The sequence below is a fragment of the Kitasatospora sp. NPDC053308 genome, from assembly GCF_055585785.1.
On the sequence record NZ_JBVJJY010000002.1, the window covers coordinates 573,149 to 590,634 of the forward strand.

Sequence of the window (17,486 nt, forward strand, 5' to 3'; positions counted from 1 at the left end):
ACGAGAGCACGGGCTGGATGCTTCTGGAGGTCGCACACCGCCCTCCGGGCAACGTGAGCGGAATCGTGCGCGGAAGGTCCCCCCCCCCCCCCTCCCCCCCCCCCCGCGCCTTGTAATGGGGCGCGCTGGAGTGGCGCGCACCTCGTCAGGGCGCCGCGCCCCGGACACCGGGGGCCGTCCGGTCGTGGGGCTCGCTGCCGACCGCCGTCGAGAGGGACCGATGCACGAGATGTCGATCGCCGCAGCCGTCGTCGAGCAGGTGGACGCGGCCGCGCGCGACCACGGGGCCCCCGGGGTGGTGCGGGTCCGGCTGCAGGTGGGCGAGTTGGCGGGCGTGGTGCCGCAGGCCCTCGACTTCTGCTTCGAACTCGCCTGCGCCGGAACGCTGGTGGAGGGCGCGGTGCTGCACACCGAGCCCGTCCCGGCACGGGCCCGCTGCGCGCCCTGTGCCACCGAGTGGGCCGTCGGGATGCCGCCGGACCTCGGCTGCCCGAGCTGCGCCGGCGGCAGCGGAGTCGAGCTGCTGTCCGGGCGCGAGCTCCGGATCCTCGACGTCGAGTGGGCCGAGCGCCCCGGCGTCCCGGTCGAACAGAAAGGCTGATGCCGATGTGCCGCACGGTCGACCTCCGGCAGGCGGTCCTCGCCCGCAACGACGACAGCGCCCGTGAGCTGCGGGCCGCGCTGGCCGCCCGCGGGACGGTCGCGGTGAACCTGCTCTCCAGCCCGGGCAGCGGCAAGACCGCCCTGCTGGAGGCCGAGCTGGGGCTGGCCCGGCGGCGCGGGGTACCGGTCGCCGCGCTCACCGCCGACCTCGCCACCGAGAACGACGCGCTGCGGCTGGCCCGTTCGGGCGCGCCGGTCAAGCAGGTGCTCACCGACGGGCTCTGCCACCTGGAGGCGCGGATGCTCGCCGGTCACCTGGACGGCTGGCTGCCGCAGGACTGCCGGCTGCTGTTCGTGGAGAACGTCGGCAACCTGGTCTGCCCGGCCTCGTACGACCTGGGGGAGTCGCTGCGTGTGGTGCTGGCCTCGGTGACCGAGGGCGAGGACAAGCCGCTCAAGTACCCGACCGCGTTCGGGCTGGCCAACCTGGTGCTGGTGACCAAGACGGACCTCGCCGGGGCCGCCGATTTCGACGAGGCGGCGTTCACGGCGAACGTCCGGCGGGTCAACCCCGGGGTGGAGGTGGTGCACACCTCGGCCCGTACCGGGGTCGGCATGGGCGCGCTGCTGGACCGGGCCACGGCCGTGCTGGACGGCGCGGAGCCGCACCGGCCGGTGATGACCGCGGTGCCGCACGGGCACGGGCACGCGGGTGGGCACGGGCACGGGCATCCGGACGGGCACGGGCACGCGGGTGGGCACGGGCACGGGCACGTGGCGGTCGGGGAGGCCCCGTGACGGCCGGTCATCCGGCGCTCGACCGCGCGCGGCGGCGGGTCGCCGTACGCGGGCTCGTCCAGGGGGTCGGCTTCCGGCCCTTCGTCTTCACCCTGGCCGGCGAACTGGGCCTGGCCGGCAGCGTCACCAACACCGGCGAGGGCGTCCTGGCCGAAGTGGAGGGCAGCCGCGCGGCGGTGGAGGCGTTCTGCCGCCGCGTCGCCAGCGACGCGCCGCCGCTGGCGCACGTCGCCTCCGTGGAACACGCGCCGCTCGCCGCCACCGGGGCCACCGGCTTCGCCATCACCCCCTCCCGGACCGACGGGCCCCGGGCCACCCTGATCCCGCCCGACGTCGCCGTCTGCGCCGACTGCCTCGCCGAACTCACCGACCCGGCCGACCGGCGTCACCGGCACCCCTTCATCAGCTGCACCAACTGCGGCCCCCGGCACACCATCGTCACCGGCCTGCCGTACGACCGTGCCAACACCACCATGGCCGGCTTCGCGATGTGCCCGGACTGCGCCCGGGAGTACGCCGACCCGGCCGACCGCCGCTTCCACGCGCAGCCCGTCGCCTGCCACGCCTGCGGGCCCCGGCTCGCGCTGACCGTGCCCGGCCGCGCCGACCGCGCCGGGGACGCGGCGCTCACCGGCGCGCGCCGACTGCTCGCCGCCGGTGCCGTCCTCGCCGTCAAGGGCATCGGCGGCTACCACCTGGCCTGCGACGCGCGGAACGCCGGGGCCGTCGCCCTGCTGCGCCGGCGCAAGCGGCGCGGGGACAAGCCCTTCGCGCTGATGGCCCGCGACCTCGCCACGGTGGAGGGCCTGCTGCCGCTCGGCCCGGTGGAACGGGAACTGCTCACCGGGCCGGTACGGCCGATCGTCCTGCTGCGCCGCACCGGCGCGCCGGCCGCCGGGCTCGACGCGGTGGCGCCGCGCAGCCCCGACCTCGGCGTGATGCTTCCGTACACCCCGCTGCACCACCTGCTGCTCGCCGCGCCGGGGCCGGACCTGCTGGTGATGACCAGCGCCAACCTCTCCGGCGAACCGATCGTCACCGACGACCGGGAGGCGCGGGAACGGCTCGCCCCGCTGGTCGACGGCTGGCTCACCCACGACCGGCCGATCCACGTGCCGTGCGAGGACTCGGTCGTGCGGGTGGTGGACGGCGAACAGCTGCCGCTGCGCCGCTCGCGCGGGTACGCGCCGCTGCCGCTTCCGCTGCCCGTGCCGGTGCGCCCGGTGCTGGCCGTCGGGGGCGACCTGAAGAACGCCTTCGCGCTGGCCCGGGACGGCTACGCCTGGCTGTCCGGCCACATCGGGGACATGGACGACCTGGCCACGCTGCGCGCCTTCGACCGCGCGGTCGACCAGCTCGGGATGGTCAGCGGGGTGCGTCCTGAGCTGCTGGTGGCCGACCGGCACCCGGGCTACCGCTCGGTCCGGCACGCCGAGCGGACCGCCGCCGGCCGGCCGGTGCGCCGGGTGCAGCACCACCACGCGCACCTCGCCGCCGTGATGGCCGAGCACGGCCTGGACGGCAGTCGGCCGGTGCTCGGCCTGGCCTTCGACGGGACCGGCTACGGCGAGGACGGCGCGGTCTGGGGCGGTGAGGTGCTGCTGGCCGACTACGACGGGTTCCGGCGCCTCGCCCACCTCGGGTACGTGCCGTTGCCCGGCGGGGACGCGGCCGTCGAGCGGCCGTACCGGACGGCGCTGGCGCACCTGCGCGCCGCCGGACTGCCCTGGACCGCCGGACTGCCTCCGGTCGAGGCCTGCCCGGACGAGGAACTCCGGCTACTCGAAAAGCAGTTGGAGCTCGGGCTGAACTGCGTGCCGACCTCCAGCATGGGCCGGCTCTTCGACGCGGTGTCCTCGCTCGCCGGGATCTGCCAGCGGGCCGGGTACGAGGCCCAGGCGGCGATCGAACTGGAGGCGGCGGCCGCCGAGTTCGGCCCGGCGGACGGGTACCGGTTCGGGCTGTCGGCGGCGGCGGACGGCTGGATCGCCGCACCCGGGCCGGTGCTGGCCGCGGCGATGGCCGACGTGGCGGCGGGTGCGCCCGCCGGGCTGGTCGCCGCGCGCTTCCACGCCGCGGTGGCCGAGCTGGTCCGGCGGGTGTGCGCGGTCGTCCGGGAGCGCCACGGCACGACCACGGTGGCGCTCAGCGGCGGCGTCTTCGCCAACGCGCTGCTCTCCTCGGCCTGCGCGCGCGGCCTCGGGGAGGACGGCTTCACCGTGCTGCGGCACCGCCGGGTGCCGCCCAACGACGGAGGGCTGGCGCTCGGCCAGCTGATGGTGGCCGCCCGCTCGGCGGCCGCCCGGGAGGAGTGACATCGGATGTGCCTGGCGGTGCCCGGCAGGGTGACGGAGATCGAGGAGCGGGACGGGACCCGGATGGCGGTGATGGACTTCGGCGGAGTGGTCAAGGACGTCTGCCTGGAGTACCTGCCCGATCTGGCGGTGGGCGACTACGCGATCGTGCACGTCGGCTTCGCGCTGCAGCGGCTGGACGAGGAGTCGGCCCGGCGCACCCTCGCGCTGTTCGAGGAACTCGGGCTGCTGCAGGAGGAGTTCGGCGACCCGTGGGAGGCCGCCCGGGCGGCCGGAGCGCTCGGCGCGGACGCGGTGGTGGAGCACGGGGCTGAGGAGGCCGGACGGTGAAGTACCTGGAGGAGTTCCGGAACCCGGAGCTGGCGGAGGGCCTGCTGGCCGACATCAGGGCGACGGTCACCCGGCCGTGGGCGCTGATGGAGGTCTGCGGCGGCCAGACGCACAGCATCATCCGGCACGCCATCGACCAACTCCTGCCGGATGAGGTCGAGTTGATCCACGGACCGGGGTGCCCGGTGTGCGTCACCCCGCTGGAGGTGATCGACCGCGCGCTGGCCATCGCCGCCCGGCCCGGAGTGATCTTCTGCTCCTTCGGGGACATGCTGCGGGTGCCCGGCACCGACCGCGACCTGTTCCGCGTGCGCGGCGAGGGCGGCGACGTCCGGGTGGTCTACTCGCCGCTCGACGCGGTGAGGACCGCCCGGGAGAACCCCGACCGGGAGGTGGTGTTCTTCGGCATCGGCTTCGAGACCACCGCGCCGCCCAACGCGATGGCCGTCCACCTGGCCCGGAAGGAGGGCCTGCGGAACTTCAGCATGCTGGTCTCGCACGTCCGCGTCCCTCCGGCGATCGACGCGATCATGGCCTCGCCGGACTGCCGGGTCCAGGGCTTCCTCGCCGCCGGACACGTCTGCAGCGTGATGGGGACCGACGAGTACCCGGAACTCGCCGAGCGCCACCGGGTGCCGATCGTGGTCACCGGCTTCGAGCCGCTGGACATCCTGGAGGGGATCCGGCGCACCGTACGGCAGTTGGAGCGCGGCGAGCACACCGTGGACAACGCCTACCCGCGGGCCGTGCGGCCGGAGGGCAACCCGGCGGCGCGGGCCATGCTGGAGGACGTCTTCGAGGTCGCCGACCGCGCCTGGCGGGGCATCGGCGTCATCCCACAGAGCGGCTGGCGACTCTCGCCGCGCTACCGGGACCACGACGCCGAGCACCGCTTCGACGTCGCCGGGATCACCACCCGCGAACCCGCCGCCTGCCGCAGCGGAGAGGTGCTGCAGGGACTGCTGAAGCCCCACCAGTGCGAGGCCTTCGGCACCGTCTGCACCCCGCGCACCCCGCTCGGCGCGACCATGGTCTCCAGCGAGGGCGCCTGCGCGGCGTACTACCTCTACCGGCGACTGAGCGTGCCGGTCACCGCCGCGGAGGTGAGCCCCGTTGGCTGACACCGGGATCCTCACGACCGGGGCGCCCGACGCCCCGCCCGCGCCGGACTTCTCCGGCTGGAGCTGCCCCCTGCCGCTGCGCGACCACCCCCGGGTGGTGATGGGGCACGGCGGCGGCGGAGCGATGTCCGCCGAACTCGTGGAGAACCTCTTCGCGCCGGCCTTCGGCGGACCGGCGCTCGCCGGGCTCGGCGACTCCGCCGTCCTGGAACTCGGCGGCGCCCGGCTCGCCTTCTCCACCGACTCCTACGTGGTGCGGCCGCTGTTCTTCCCCGGCGGCAGCATCGGCGACCTCGCTGTCAACGGGACCGTCAACGACCTCGCGATGAGCGGGGCCCGGCCGGCCTACCTGTCCTGCGGGTTCATCCTGGAGGAGGGCGTGGAGATGGCCGTGGTCGACCGGGTGGCCAAGGCGCTCGGCGCCGCCGCCCGGACCGCCGGGGTCGAGGTGGTCACCGGGGATACCAAGGTGGTGGAGGCCGGGCGCGGCGACGGCGTCTACCTGAACACCGCCGGCATCGGGCTGGTGCCCGCCGGGGTGGACATCCGGCCGCAGCGGGCCCGCCCCGGCGACGTGGTGATCGTCAGCGGCCCGATCGGGCTGCACGGCGTCGCCATCATGAGCGTCCGGGAGGGCCTGGAGTTCGGGGTCGAGGTGCGCAGCGACTGCGCCGCGCTCGGCGGCCTGGTCGAGGCCATGCTGGCCGTCACCCCCGAGCTGCACGTGCTGCGCGACCCCACCCGGGGCGGGCTGGCGGCGGCGCTCAACGAGATCGCGGCGGCGGCCGGGGTCGGCGTGACGCTGAGCGAGCGGGACGTGCCCGTCCCGGACGCGGTGGCCAACGCCTGCGCCCTGCTGGGGCTCGACCCGATGTACGTCGCCAACGAGGGCAAGCTGGTGGCCTTCGTGCCGCGCCGGGAGGCGGACGCGGTGCTCGCCGCGATGCGGGCCCACCCGCTCGGGGCGGAGGCCGTGGTGATCGGCGAGTGCGTCGAGGACCACCCCGGCATGGTCGTGGCCCGGACCGGCTTCGGCGGCACCCGGGTGGTGGACCTGCCGATGGGGGAGCAGCTGCCCCGGATCTGCTGAGCCCGGCTCGGCCGGTGCTCCACCCGGCAGGCCCGGTCCCGCGGGCCGGGAGATCGCGAAGGGGCCCGCGGCCGTGCGGGCCCCTTCTCCTGGGGCCGGATACGCTGGGCGGAGGGGCCGGTACGGAGGTGCGTGGTGCCGAACAGCAGCAGGCCGCGGTCCGGACGGCGCGGCGCGTGCGCGCCGCGCGACCACTGACGGGGCGCCGCGACCGTGCGCTCCGCCGCCGAGGACGTCGAGGTCGTCGTCACCCTGCCCAACCACGGCATCGGCCTGTGGATGGTCGGCGCGTTCGTCCTCACCTTCGTCGGCACCCGGACGATCACCCGGCTGATCCGGGCCGGGCGCGGGCCCTTCCGCAACGTCGAGGTCGGCGGCACCCACGTCCACCACCAGGTGTACGGCATCCTCGCGATGCTGGTGGCGGGCGCGATGGAGTTCTCCTACCGCCCGGACACCCCCGGGGTGCAGATCCTCGCCGCGCTGTTCGGCGCCGGGGCCGCGCTCACCCTCGACGAGTACGCGCTGTGGCTGCACCTGGAGGACGTCTACTGGACGCGCGAGGGCCGCAAGTCCGTGGACGCGACCTTCCTGGCCGTGGCCGTCGGCCTGCTGCTGGTCGCCGGGTTCAACCCGTTCTCCGACGCCGGCCACGGCCCCACCGCCCACCTGACCTTCGCCGTGCTGCTGCTGGTCAACCTGGTGTTCGCGGTGGGGGCCATCCTCAAGGGCAAGACGGCGACCGGCGTGATCGGGCTGCTGGTGCCCCTGGTCGCGCTGATCGCCTGCCTGCGGCTGGCCAGGCCCGACTCCCCGTGGGCCCGCTGGCGCTACCGGCCCGGCTCGCGCCGCGCCGAGCGGGCGCTGCACCGCTACCCGCCTGGGCGGCGGACCCGGATGGACGCCCTCAAGGACTTCGTCGGGGGCGTCCCGCGGCAGTGAGTCCGGCGGGAGCCCGACTCAGTCCTGGAAGGTCCGTTCGTCCAGCACGTCCAGGTTGCGGAAGGTCGGCTGGCCGTCGCACAGTCCGGCCACCTGGGAGGCGAACTCCGCGGTCTCCGGGCGTTCGGAGTTCTGCATCGCCTCCTCGTAGGAGGGGAACTCGACGATGTTCAGATAGACGTTCTCGCTGTCCCGGTCGCGGGTCTGCAGGGCCCGCGACACCAGACTGTGCCCCGCGTTCTTCTCGACCCAGCGTTCGAGCAGGGCGTTGAACTCGTCGATGCGACTCGTCCGGTACTCGATGATCTGGATGAACCTCACGGGTCCGACCTCCTCGCTCCCCGGCGGCGTCCGCCGGCGGCCGACTGCTCCCTCCAGGGTCCCGCCGACGCCCAGGGGGTGCCACCTCGGCCGCCGGGGTGCGGCGCGGATGCGGGCCGGGCCGCGGGAGTGCAGGGTGGACGGGTACGCTCCGGCCGCCGGCGGACGCCGCCGGGGAGCCGAGAACGATCGAAGGAGGCCGCCATGCCGACCTGGAAGCTCCTCGGCCGGGCCCTCGCCCTCGCCGCCCTCGCCGCTCTGCCGGCCACCGCGCTCACCGTGCCGGCGCCGGCGGTCGCCGCCGTGGCCTCCGCCCCGGAGGCGGCGGCCGCCACCGCGCCGACCTCCTTCGTCGAGCTGCCCGGCCGCCCGCTGCCCGCCGACCACGCGGCGCACCGGATCGTCGTCACCTACCGCAACGGGACGGGGGCGGACCAGACCATCGCCCCGCAGATCCTGATCGAGTCGCCGGACGCCGGGCCGTTCCTCGCGCCGGGGGACGTCAAGCTGGAGGCGCTCACCGGCGGCCACTGGAGGACCGTGCCGCTGGCGAGCCAGACCGGGACGCTGTACAGCAGCCTGACGTCGGCGAAGCTCGTGCTGCACAGCCACCACACGCTCACGCAGTACTACCGGCTGACGGTGGTCAAGGCGTCGCCGGGGACGGTGGTGCCGCGGGTCGCGGTGTTCGGGTGAGGGTGGAGGGCGGCCCCCGGTGGGTCACCAGGGGCGGCGGTCGGCGGGGGTGCCGTGGCCGGTGCGGAGGTGGCGGACGAGGGTGCGGCGCAGGTCGCGGTCGTGGTCGGTCTCGACGGGGAGGTCGAGCTGGACGATGTCCACGCCCGCGGAGCGGAGGAGTCCGATGCGGGCGGCGACGGTGGCGGGGGAGCCGGTGTAGGCGGCGGTCAGGGAGCGGCGGATGTAGGCGGCGACCTGCTCGTCACCGTGGGCCGGGTCGGACTGGCCGCGCTCGCGGTCGCGGTCGAGCTGGACCGCCTCGCGCCAGCGGCCGGTCGCGCCCGCGGAGGTGAGGCGCAGGGCGTCGCGGCGCAGCCGGCGGACCCGGTCGCGGGCCTCCTCGTCGGTGTCGGCGAGGACGACGGTGAGGTGGCGCCAGATCCGCAGGGTCCGGCCGTGGGCGGCGGCCGCGGCGCGGGCCTGGGCGATCCGCCGCCGGGTGTCGGGCAGCGGCAGCGGGCTGACGGCGTACACCTCGGCGTAGCGGGCCGCGAGGTCGAGGCCCTGGGGCGAGGAGCCGCCGAAGGAGATCAGTTCGCCGCCCGGTCTCGGGTGCAGGCCCGGGCGGGCGTCGGTGACGGTGTAGAACTCCCCCTTGTGGTCGATGTCCTGATCGGCCGTCAGGTAGTGGGTGAACAGGTCGAGGTACTCCTCGGCCCGGCGGTAGCGCTCGGCCTTGTCGAGGAGGTCGCCGTCGCGGGCGGTGTCGCGGTCGCTGGAGCCGATGATCATGTGCGCCGCGGCCCGTCCGCCGGAGAGGCGGTCCAGGGTGGCCAGGGTGCGGGCGGCCACGGTCGGGGCGGTGGTGCCGATCCGGTGGGCCACGGCGACGCGCAGCCGGTTGGTGGCGGCCAGCGCCCAGGAGGCGATCAGCCAGGGGTCGGGCCAGGAGCTGGACTGCACCACCAGGGCGCTGTCCAGCCCGTCCTCCTCGTTCTCGCGGGCGGTGCGCGCGACGTGCGCGGGGTCGGCGGTGCGGTCGCGGCCGTCGGGGGCCCAGCGCAGGGCCTGCCGCTCCTGCGGGGTGTCGCCGGGGACGGGGGCGGCGCGGACCCCGCCGCGGATCTCCAGGGGCACGGGAACTCCTCGGGGTGTCGGTCGGGCGGCTGGCGGTCGGGTCGGACGCGCTGGTCAGGTGGGTCCTGGCGGGTCCTGGCGGGTCAGCGGGCGGCCGGGCCGAGGCGGGCCAGGGTGTCGAGCAGCCTGGCCCGGCTGACGAACACCTCGGGCGGCAGCGACACGTACAGCTGGATGGTGGTGACGCCGGGGCGGTGGTAGGCGAGGATGCGCTCGCGGCACTCCTCGGGGGAGCCGCTGACGAACAGTCCGTCCACCACCTCGTCCGGCAGGGCCTTCTGGGCGCCCTCGGGATCGCCCTCGGCCCAGCGGCGGTGCGTCTCGGCGAGCAACTCGCCGTGGCCCAGCCACTCGTGGAACTTCCGGTACGGCTCGCGGTTGAGGATCCAGGCCAGGAAGGGCCGGGTGGCGCGGTGGGCGTAGTCGGTGTCCTCGGTCGGGCAGACGAAGACCTTGACCACCAGCTCCTTACCGGGCGGCTGCGGGCCCACGGTCTCCAGGATCTTGGGCACGTCGTGCGGGAACAGCAGGTTGGTGATGGCGCCGTCCCCCTCGGTGAAGCCGAGCCGGAGCATGTTGGGCCGCAGCGCGCCCAGGATCACCTTGACCGGGTCGGCCGGCGGGTGCGGCAGCCGGTAGCCGGTGATGTCGAAGGTGTCGAAGCCGCCGGTGACGTACTCGCCGCGCAGGGCGCGGGTGACGAAGCGCAGGACGTCCCTGGTCCGCTTGAACGGCTCGTCGAAGGGGATGCCGTTGATGTCGGTGACGTGCGCGGGGACGGAGGCGCCGATGCCCAGCAGCACGCGCCCGGGAGCGAGTTGGGCGAGGGTCGCGGCGGTCTGGGCGAGCACCGCGGGGCCGCGGGTGTGCACCGGCACGATCCCGGTGGCGATCCGCAGCGACGGGGACCAGGCCGCGGTGGCGGCCAGCGGGGTGAAGGCGTCGGTGCCGCCGCCCTCGGCGCTCCAGACGTCGGTGTAGCCGAGGTCGGGCAGCCGCTCGACCAGGAAGCGGTGCCGGTCGATGGTCAGGCCGGGCAGCGGCAGGGTGATGCCCCACTTGGGCGGCTCGGTCTCGGGGCGGTGGTGCGGCGGGTGCGGGGTGGTCATCGGGCGGGTGTCCGTTCTGTCGTGTCGGTCGTGCCGGGGGCCGGTCAGCCGACCCAGACGGTGGTCAGGTCGAGGAACCAGGACTGCGGCTGGACGAGCCCGTGGACCTTGGGCGAAAGGGCCCGCGGATTGCGGTCGTTGACGACGAACAGCCAGGGCGCGTCCTGGGTGACGAGGGCGAGGGCCTTGCGGTACCCGGCCTGGCGGGCGCCCTGGTCGGGCTCGGCGGCCGAGGCCGTGATCAGCTCGTCGACCTGCGGGTTCGCGTAGTGGCCGGTCCAGAACGGACTCTTGGAGCCGATGAACAGCGGCAGCAGCGCCTCGGACTGGAACAGCGTGGTGGACTGGGCGACGGCGTCGGAGCCGAGCGCGACCTGACCCTTGGCCTCGGCGCCGATCAGGGTGGTCCAGTCGGTGGTGCGCAGCTCGACCTTGATGCCGACGGCGGCGAGGTCGCGCTGGAGGGCCTCGGCGATCGGCACCGGCAGCAGGTTGCCGCTGCCGCCGGTGGGCACCGTGACGGAGGTCGAGAAGCCGTTCGGGAGGCCGGCCTCGGCGAGCAACTGCCGGGCCTTGGCCGGGTCGTGGGAATAGGCGTCACCCGCCGGGTCGTAGGCGGCGGTGGCGCGCGGCGCGGCCTGGTAGGCGGGGTCGGCGGTGCCGTGCAGCAGGGTGTCGGCGATGGCCTTGCGGTCGATCGCGTAGTTGGCGGCCCGGCGCACCAGAGGGTTGTCCCAAGGGGCCTTGGAGGTGTCCAGGATCCAGTACCAGAGGTGGTCGTAGCTGTTGGTGGCGACGGTGACGCCGTCGGCCTTGAGGCTGTCGATGTCGTCCGGGTTGGGATACTCGATCCAGTTGGCGCCGCCGGAGCGCAGGGCCGCGGTACGGGCGGCGGCGTCCGGCAGGGCCTTGATCACGAGCCGGTCGAGCTTGGGGGCGCCGCGCCAGTAGTCCTTGTTGGCCGCGAGCTCGATCTGCTGGCCCTCGGTCTGCGAGACGAAGGCGAACGGGCCGGTGCCGACCGGGTGTTGGGCGAAGTTCGCGGTACCGGACTTTCGGACGGCGGTGGGGCTGGCGATCAGGACGTGGGCGAGGTCCTCCGGGAAGTGGCCGTTGGGCTCCTTGGTGACCAGTTCGACGTGGTCCGCGTCGGTCTTGCGGTAGGAGGCGATGTCGCCCGCGTACTCCGCGGCGGCGGCGCCGAGGGCGTCGGTGTACTCGGGGCTGCCCTTGTCGAGGTAGCGCGCCAGGTTGAAGACCACGGCGTCGGCGTCGAAGGGGGTGCCGTCCTGGAACTTCACGCCCTTGCGCAGGGTGAAGGTCCAGGTCTTGCGGTCGGCCGCGACCTGCCAGTCGGTGGCGAGGGCGCCGGTGACGGCCGGCGGCTTGTCGGTGCCCTGAAGCAACTCGTAACGGGTGAGGCCCTCGTAGAGCTGGAAGGAGACCAGCCGCTTGCCCTCGAAGCCCGCACCGCCGATCACGGTGTCGGTGTTGGGCAGCTTGCCGGTGGCGCCGATGACCAAGGTCCCGCCGCGGCCCGCGCCGCCGCCCGCCGCGCTGGTGCCGCCGTCGGATCCGGCGCAGCCGGTGGCCGCGGTGAGCAGGGCGACGGCGGCCGGCAGGGCGACGGCTCTGGAGCGGGTACGGACGGTGCGGGTCATGGTGATTCCTCGTCGGTTCGGTGGTGCGGGAGTTCGGTGGGGCGTCGGCCCGGGGCCGGGAGGGTGCCGGTGGCGGCCTCCAGCAGGGCGCGGGTGTACGGGTGCTCGGGGGAGTCCCAGAGGCGGTCGGCCGGGCCCTCCTCGACCACCCGGCCGTGCCGCAGCACCAGCACCCGCTGGGCGAGCCGGCGGACCACGGCGAGGTCGTGGGAGATGAACAGGTAGGCCAGGCCGGTGCGTTCGCGCAGCTCGGTGAGCAGGTCGAGCAGCCGGGCCTGCACGCCGCGGTCCAGGGCGGAGGTCGGTTCGTCGCAGACCAGCAGCTCGGGCCCGGGGGCCAGGGCCCGGGCGACGGCCACCCGTTGCAGCTGCCCGCCGGACAGCTCGCGCGGGTAGCGGGCGGCCAGCGCGGGCTCCAGGCCGACCTGCGCGAACAGCCGGGCCACGGCCTCGGGGCGCTCGGCGCGCGGGGTGCCGTGCAGGCGGAGGGCGAAGGCGACCGCCTCGCCGGCCCGCAGGCTCGGGTTGAGCGAGCCGCGCGGGTGCTGCGGGACGAACTGCAGCCGGCCCCGCAGGGCGCGGTCGGCCCGCCCGCGCAGCCGGTACGGGTCCCGGCCGGCGAAGCGGACGCTGCCGGCGTCGGGGGCGAGCAGGCCGAGGGCGAGGCGGGCCAGGGTGGACTTGCCGGAGCCGGACTCGCCGACCAGGCCGACGGTCTCGCCGGGGGCGAGGGTGAGGCTGACGCCGTCCAGGGCGGTGCGGTCGCCGTAGCGCTTGCCGACGGCGTCCAGGGTGAGCAGCGGCGTCGGGGTGTCCTGCCGGGGGCTCGTCGGCCGGTCCAGAGGCGGGTCCAGTGGCGGGTTCGGCGGCGCGGTCATCGGCGGGCTCCCGGTTCGGCGGCCACCAGGGCGGCGGTGAAGGCGTGGTCGGGATCGCCCAGCACCCGGTCGGCCGGTCCCCGTTCGACGACCCGGCCGGCCCGCATCACGGCCACCGTGCCGCCGATCCTGCGGGCCACCGCGAGGTCGTGGGTGACCAGCAGCAGCGCGATGCCGCAGTCGGCGCGCAGGGCGGTGAACAGGTCCAGGATCCGGCCGCGGACCAGGGCGTCCAGCGCGGTGGTCGGCTCGTCGGCGATCAGCAGTTCCGGGCCGCAGCAGATCGCGAGGGCGATCGCGGCGCGCTGGCGCAGGCCGCCGGAGAGTTCGTGCGGGTACGCCCGGGCGACCCGCTCCGGATCCGGGACGCCGGCGGTGGCGAGCAGACCCGGCACGGCGGCGCGGGCCGCCCGGCGGCCGCCGGCGACCCGGTGCCGGCGCAGCACCTCCGCGAGCTGCGGGCCGATCCGGCGCAGGGGGTCCAGCGAGGCGCTCGGGTCCTGCGGCACGTAGCCGATGCGCCGTCCGCGGACGTCCGAGAGCGCCCGCTCGTCCAGCGCCAGCAGGTCCGTCCCGGCCAACCGGATGCCTCCGGTGACGGCGGCTCCGCGGCCGGGCAGGCCGAGCACCGTCCGGGCGACGGTGGTCTTGCCGCTGCCGGACTCGCCGAGCAGCACCAGGGCGCCGCCGGGCCGCAAGGTGAGGGAGACGCCGTCGACGGCCCGGACGCCTCCGGGGTACTCGACGGACAGGCCGTCGATCTCCAGCAGCGCGCTCATCGGCCCACCTGCTCCGCGGCTGTGCGCGGCGCGGCCGCCGTGGGCGTCGGCGCGGCCGGCAACGACCGTCGTGCGGCCGCGGTGGACCGCGGCAGGTGGGCTGCGGTGTCCCCGATGCGGGTGCGCAGCGCCTCGCCGAGGGTGTTGAACACGACCGAGACGGCCAGGATGACCAGCCCCGGCAGCACCGCCACCCAGGGGTGGGTGAGCAGCGCGGGCCGGAGCTCGTCCAGCATCGCGCCCCACTCGGCGGTGGGCGGGGCGACGCCGAGCCCGAGGAAGGACAGCCCGGCGGCGTACACGACGGCGAGCCCGACCAGCGAGGAGGCGTACACCAGTACCACCGGCGCCACCACGGGGGCGACCTGGCGGAGCACCAGGGCGCCCCAGCCGGCGCCGCTGACCCGCGCGGCCTCCAGGTACTCGGCGGAGCGGATCCGCCGGGTCTCGGTGGACGCGACCCGGGCGACCGCGGGCGTGAGCACGACGGACAGCGCGAGCACGGTCGCGCCCAGGCCGGGGGTGAGCAGGGAGGCGATCGCGATCGCCAGCAGCACGCCGGGGAAGGCGTAGAGGACGTCCAGGGTGCGCAGCAGGGCCTGTTCGGTGAACCGGCCGCCGAGTCCGGCCGCGACGCCGAGCAGCGCCCCGGCGACGGTGGCGACGCCGACCGGGACGAGGCCTCCGGTGAGCGAGGCGCGCCCGGCCCAGATCAGCCGGCTCAGCAGGTCGCGGCCCTGCCCGTCGGTGCCGAGCGGGTGGCCGGGGCTGCCGGGGTCGAGCAGCCGGTCGGTGAGCGTGCCGGCGGCCGGGTCGTACGGGGCGACCAGCGGCGCGGCGAGGGCGAGCAGGACGAGCAGCACGGCGAGGGCGGCGGGGACGAGCAGGCCGAGGGTCCGTCGGACGGGGCGGCCGAGGGGCAGGCCGGGGGTCCGTCGGGCGGGGCGGCCGGGGCGCGGTTCGGCGGGCGGAGCGGGGAGCGGGGCGGTGCGCGGGACGGCGGGGAGGCCGGGGCGCGGTCCGGCGGGTCCGGCGGGCGGGTGGGCGGCCATGTCAGAGCCTCACCCTCGGGTCGATCGCCGCGTGCGCCGCGTCGACCAGGAGGTTGACGCCGACGAACGCGACCGCCACCACCAGCACCCCGCCCTGCACCAGCGGCAGGTCGCGGGCGGTGAGCGCGTCGTACAGCAGCCGGCCGATGCCGGGCCAGGCGAACAGGGTCTCCACGAAGACCACCCCCTCCAGCAGGTAGGCGAGTTGCAGGCCGCCGATGGTCAGCAGCGCGGGCGAGGCGTTGTGCGCGCAGTGCCGCAGCACGGCGGCCGGGCGCAGGCCGCGGGCGCGCAGCGAGTCGGCCAGCTCACCGGCCAGCACGGTGCCCAGCGCCGCCCGGAACACCCGCGCGGTGAGCCCGAGCGGTACCAGCGCGGCGGCGACCGCCGGGAGGACCAGGTGGCGGAGCAGGTCGACCGGGCCGCCGGAGCCGAACGGGTCGTGCGTGCCGCCGGCCGGGAGCCAGCGCAGGCCGACCGCGAAGACGGCGATCAGCAGCAGGGCCACCGAGTACTGCGGGGCGGACACCGCGAGCGTGGACAGCGCGCCGGAGATCCGGCCGCCGGGGCCGCGCGGGCGCAGCGCCCCCAGGGCGCCCAGCGCCACCCCGCCGGCCAGCACCAGGGCGAAGGCGGCCGCGGTGAGGGCGAGGGTCTGGCCGAGCGCGGGGAGCAGCAGGTCGGCGACCGGACGCTGTCCGGAGACGGAGGTGCCGAGGTCGCCGGTGAGCGCGTGGCCGAGCCAGTCGGCGTAGCGGACGGGCAGGGGCTGGTCCAGGCCGAGCCGTTCGGCGAGCTCCCGACGGGCCTCGGGCGGTGCGCCCGGACCGAGGAAGGCGGTGACCGGGTCCCCGGGGACGAGCGCGACGGTCGCGAAGACGACGACGGTGACGCCCAGCAGCGTGGGGACGGCCAGCAGGAGCCGGCGCAGCAGGAACCCGGTCACCCGTCGGTCCTCCGGGGCGGGGCACCGGACGGGCCGGCGTCGGGCCGGTGGGGCGGGGCGGGCATGGCGCTGCTGCTCCTTCAGGAGGGTGCGTGAGAGGACGGACCGTCAGACCGGCAGGCATCGACGGCAGGTGGGGCACGGCTGAAGGGGCCGCCCCCGCAGGAGTCAGGGCGGCGGCGGGACGGCCGGCGTCGTTGGGAGGAGCGTTGCGGACGTCCGTCCCGGACAGCCAGTCAGCTCCTGATGCTGTTACTCCCACTCACAGCATCCCTGGCCGCCGGAGTGCCGCTGCCCGGGCCGCCGAAGCCCGGTCCCGTCCTTGACCTGCACAAGGAACCGGACCTAGGGTTTCCGGCATGGCTATTCGGCGGACCGACTTCACCCTGGTCGGGATCGGCGGCTCGTGGCACCGCAGGTGCTTCGACGAGCTGTGTCGACCGCGCGCAGCGCGCTGACCGCCCCGGTCCACACCCGCCGCGGTCGGCGCCCCCACCCCACCACCCGGATCCGCACCCGTACGCGGCCGACTCCCGCCTGCGACCCACCCGTTCGCGAGCTGCCCGTTCGCACCCGACGCCGCTGCGCGTCGGCGGGGGGCCCGGTGGCCGGCGCGGGCCGCGACCACCGGGACGACCAGCCACCAGCTAGGGGGACCGAAAGCCATGCCCAACGACAGACGCCCCGCCTCCGCCGCCGGAGGTGCGCGATGGCAGCGGTGAGCGCCTTCGCCGCCCCGGCGGGCCCGCGCGGCCGCCGCCACACCGCGCGCCGCTCCGGCTGCGGTGGCCCCGGCCCGGGGGACACCCCGGCCGCCGGCCCGGCCCGGCTGCAGGCCGAGATCGACAACCCGCTCGACCTGATCGCCGGTCACCAGCTGCTGGCCGAACCGGCCGCGCCCGACGCGAGCCCCACCGTCGCGGCATGCGGGTGCGGCCACCCGATGTGCGTGGACCGGGAGCGCGAGCGCAGCGCGCTCGCCCGGGTGTTCCTGGTCGAGCGGAACTCGGTGACCAGCGCCGGACTGCGCAGCGTCCTGGCCACCGCGCCCGGACTGACCGTGGTCGGCTCCACCGGCGACCCGCTGCGCGCCGTCGCGGCCGTGCACCGGACCGTCCCCGACGTCGTGCTGCTCGGGCGCGGCGCGAGCCTGGAGGAGGACCTCGCCACGGTGGTGGCGCTGCGCGGGTCGGACGGGGCACCCGACGCCCGGGTCCTGCTGCTGCGCCGGGCCGAGTCGACCGCCGAGGCGAGCCGGATGCTGCTGGCCGGGGCCAGCGGGTGCTTCCCGCTCGACCTGGCCGGGGACCGGATCATCGGCGCGGTCCAACTCGCGGCGGCCGGAGGGTCGGTGTTCCTGCCGGCCCCGCCGCCGGCCCGGATCCACGCGGCGGCGCCCGCCCGCCACCTCGGCGAACCGCAGCCCCAGCAGGCCGGGCTGACCGAGCGCGAGCGGGAGGTGCTGGTCAAGCTCGGGCAAGGGCTGAGCAACGCCGAGATCGGGCGCGAACTCGCCCTGGCCGAGGCGACGGTGAAGAAGCACCTGACCCAGGCGATGCGCAAGATCGGGCAGCCGGACCGACTGCGCGCCGCGCTCTACGCGCACCGGCACGGGCTCGCCGGGTAGGCCCGTCGCCGTCTTCCTCTCGCACCACCGACCGCCGGAGGGCGGGTCCCGCTCGTTCGCGGGGCCTGCCCTCCGGCGTGTCCGGACTCGGTGGTGCCC

17 protein-coding genes are annotated in these 17,486 nt (G+C 75.8%); 9 read left to right on the forward strand and 8 right to left on the reverse strand.

Features of this window, described 5'->3' with window-relative positions:
* Positions 1-220 precede the first annotated feature (220 nt).
* The 7 genes from hypA (at position 221) to ACZ6Y7_RS07885 (ending at position 7,199) form a co-directional block, all read left to right on the forward strand.
* Complete coding sequence (gene hypA, locus ACZ6Y7_RS07855; RefSeq protein ID WP_465756952.1) at positions 221-601, forward strand: hydrogenase maturation nickel metallochaperone HypA; 381 nt, start codon at positions 221-223, stop codon at positions 599-601.
* 5 nt (positions 602-606) lie between these two features.
* The gene (gene hypB, locus ACZ6Y7_RS07860; RefSeq protein WP_465756953.1) at positions 607-1,401 is read left to right on the forward strand and encodes a hydrogenase nickel incorporation protein HypB; all 795 of its coding nucleotides are present in this window, start codon (positions 607-609) and stop codon (positions 1,399-1,401) included.
* A complete protein-coding gene (hypF, locus tag ACZ6Y7_RS07865; protein ID WP_465756954.1) occupies positions 1,398-3,716 on the forward strand; it encodes a carbamoyltransferase HypF in 2,319 nt (772 codons plus the stop codon). The genes hypB and hypF overlap by 4 nt, the downstream gene beginning before the upstream one ends.
* 6 nt (positions 3,717-3,722) lie before the next feature.
* Complete coding sequence (locus ACZ6Y7_RS07870) at positions 3,723-4,046, forward strand: HypC/HybG/HupF family hydrogenase formation chaperone (RefSeq protein WP_465756955.1); 324 nt, start codon at positions 3,723-3,725, stop codon at positions 4,044-4,046.
* Positions 4,043-5,167: a hydrogenase formation protein HypD gene (gene hypD, locus ACZ6Y7_RS07875; RefSeq protein ID WP_465756956.1), complete on the forward strand. Its 1,125-nt coding sequence runs from the start codon at positions 4,043-4,045 to the stop codon at positions 5,165-5,167. Before ACZ6Y7_RS07870 ends, hypD begins: the two co-directional genes overlap by 4 nt.
* Positions 5,168-5,267: 100 nt before the next feature.
* Positions 5,268-6,257 (forward strand): hydrogenase expression/formation protein HypE, encoded by a 990-nt coding sequence (hypE, locus tag ACZ6Y7_RS07880; protein ID WP_465757015.1) that lies wholly within the window; start codon positions 5,268-5,270, stop codon positions 6,255-6,257.
* A 213-nt stretch (positions 6,258-6,470) separates the two neighbouring features.
* Complete coding sequence (locus tag ACZ6Y7_RS07885; protein WP_465756957.1) at positions 6,471-7,199, forward strand: hypothetical protein; 729 nt, start codon at positions 6,471-6,473, stop codon at positions 7,197-7,199.
* An 18-nt stretch (positions 7,200-7,217) separates the two neighbouring features.
* On the opposite strand, the gene ACZ6Y7_RS07890 is transcribed toward ACZ6Y7_RS07885, so the two are convergent.
* Positions 7,218-7,520 (reverse strand): hypothetical protein, encoded by a 303-nt coding sequence (locus ACZ6Y7_RS07890; RefSeq protein WP_465756958.1) that lies wholly within the window; start codon positions 7,518-7,520, stop codon positions 7,218-7,220.
* A 204-nt stretch (positions 7,521-7,724) separates the two neighbouring features.
* Here ACZ6Y7_RS07890 and ACZ6Y7_RS07895 point away from each other — a divergent pair, with 204 nt between their 5' ends.
* Positions 7,725-8,216, forward strand: a complete 492-nt coding sequence (locus tag ACZ6Y7_RS07895; protein WP_465756959.1) for a signal peptide protein — start codon at positions 7,725-7,727, stop codon at positions 8,214-8,216.
* Between the two features lie 24 nt (positions 8,217-8,240).
* Here ACZ6Y7_RS07895 and ACZ6Y7_RS07900 read toward each other — a convergent pair whose 3' ends face one another.
* From ACZ6Y7_RS07900 to ACZ6Y7_RS07930, 7 genes are all read right to left on the reverse strand, one after another.
* Entirely contained in the window at positions 8,241-9,335 is a 1,095-nt protein-coding gene (locus ACZ6Y7_RS07900; protein WP_465756960.1) for an LLM class flavin-dependent oxidoreductase, read from the reverse strand.
* Positions 9,336-9,418: 83 nt separating this feature from the next.
* Positions 9,419-10,444: an LLM class F420-dependent oxidoreductase gene (locus tag ACZ6Y7_RS07905; RefSeq protein ID WP_465756961.1), complete on the reverse strand. Its 1,026-nt coding sequence runs from the start codon at positions 10,442-10,444 to the stop codon at positions 9,419-9,421.
* A 44-nt stretch (positions 10,445-10,488) separates the two neighbouring features.
* Complete coding sequence (locus ACZ6Y7_RS07910; RefSeq protein WP_465756962.1) at positions 10,489-12,105, reverse strand: ABC transporter substrate-binding protein; 1,617 nt, start codon at positions 12,103-12,105, stop codon at positions 10,489-10,491.
* The gene (locus tag ACZ6Y7_RS07915; RefSeq protein ID WP_465756963.1) at positions 12,102-12,983 is read right to left on the reverse strand and encodes an ABC transporter ATP-binding protein; all 882 of its coding nucleotides are present in this window, start codon (positions 12,981-12,983) and stop codon (positions 12,102-12,104) included. Before ACZ6Y7_RS07915 ends, ACZ6Y7_RS07910 begins: the two co-directional genes overlap by 4 nt.
* The gene (locus ACZ6Y7_RS07920; RefSeq protein WP_465756964.1) at positions 12,980-13,762 is read right to left on the reverse strand and encodes an ABC transporter ATP-binding protein; all 783 of its coding nucleotides are present in this window, start codon (positions 13,760-13,762) and stop codon (positions 12,980-12,982) included. The genes ACZ6Y7_RS07915 and ACZ6Y7_RS07920 overlap by 4 nt, the downstream gene beginning before the upstream one ends.
* Positions 13,759-14,814: an ABC transporter permease gene (locus ACZ6Y7_RS07925; RefSeq protein ID WP_465756965.1), complete on the reverse strand. Its 1,056-nt coding sequence runs from the start codon at positions 14,812-14,814 to the stop codon at positions 13,759-13,761. The genes ACZ6Y7_RS07920 and ACZ6Y7_RS07925 overlap by 4 nt, the downstream gene beginning before the upstream one ends.
* Position 14,815: 1 nt before the next feature.
* Positions 14,816-15,760 (reverse strand): ABC transporter permease, encoded by a 945-nt coding sequence (locus ACZ6Y7_RS07930; RefSeq protein ID WP_465756966.1) that lies wholly within the window; start codon positions 15,758-15,760, stop codon positions 14,816-14,818.
* A gap of 709 nt (positions 15,761-16,469) precedes the next feature.
* On the opposite strand from ACZ6Y7_RS07930, the gene ACZ6Y7_RS07935 reads away from it, so the two are divergent.
* Complete coding sequence (locus tag ACZ6Y7_RS07935; RefSeq protein WP_465756967.1) at positions 16,470-17,387, forward strand: LuxR C-terminal-related transcriptional regulator; 918 nt, start codon at positions 16,470-16,472, stop codon at positions 17,385-17,387.
* Positions 17,388-17,486: the final 99 nt, after the last annotated feature.

What these genes read in the sequence shown, in the direction of transcription:
- ACZ6Y7_RS07920 (WP_465756964.1), bottom strand. Translation starts at nt 13,762, where the DNA reads ATGAGCGCGCTGCTGGAGATCGACGGCCTGTCCGTCGAGTACCCCGGA.
- hypB (WP_465756953.1), top strand. Translation starts at nt 607, where the DNA reads ATGTGCCGCACGGTCGACCTCCGGCAGGCGGTCCTCGCCCGCAACGAC.
- ACZ6Y7_RS07935 (WP_465756967.1), top strand. Translation starts at nt 16,470, where the DNA reads ATGGCAGCGGTGAGCGCCTTCGCCGCCCCGGCGGGCCCGCGCGGCCGC.
- ACZ6Y7_RS07915 (WP_465756963.1), bottom strand. Translation starts at nt 12,983, where the DNA reads ATGACCGCGCCGCCGAACCCGCCACTGGACCCGCCTCTGGACCGGCCG.
- hypE (WP_465757015.1), top strand. Translation starts at nt 5,268, where the DNA reads ATGGGGCACGGCGGCGGCGGAGCGATGTCCGCCGAACTCGTGGAGAAC.
- ACZ6Y7_RS07870 (WP_465756955.1), top strand. Translation starts at nt 3,723, where the DNA reads ATGTGCCTGGCGGTGCCCGGCAGGGTGACGGAGATCGAGGAGCGGGAC.
- ACZ6Y7_RS07895 (WP_465756959.1), top strand. Translation starts at nt 7,725, where the DNA reads ATGCCGACCTGGAAGCTCCTCGGCCGGGCCCTCGCCCTCGCCGCCCTC.
- hypA (WP_465756952.1), top strand. Translation starts at nt 221, where the DNA reads ATGCACGAGATGTCGATCGCCGCAGCCGTCGTCGAGCAGGTGGACGCG.
- ACZ6Y7_RS07910 (WP_465756962.1), bottom strand. Translation starts at nt 12,105, where the DNA reads ATGACCCGCACCGTCCGTACCCGCTCCAGAGCCGTCGCCCTGCCGGCC.
- ACZ6Y7_RS07925 (WP_465756965.1), bottom strand. Translation starts at nt 14,814, where the DNA reads ATGGCCGCCCACCCGCCCGCCGGACCCGCCGGACCGCGCCCCGGCCTC.
- ACZ6Y7_RS07905 (WP_465756961.1), bottom strand. Translation starts at nt 10,444, where the DNA reads ATGACCACCCCGCACCCGCCGCACCACCGCCCCGAGACCGAGCCGCCC.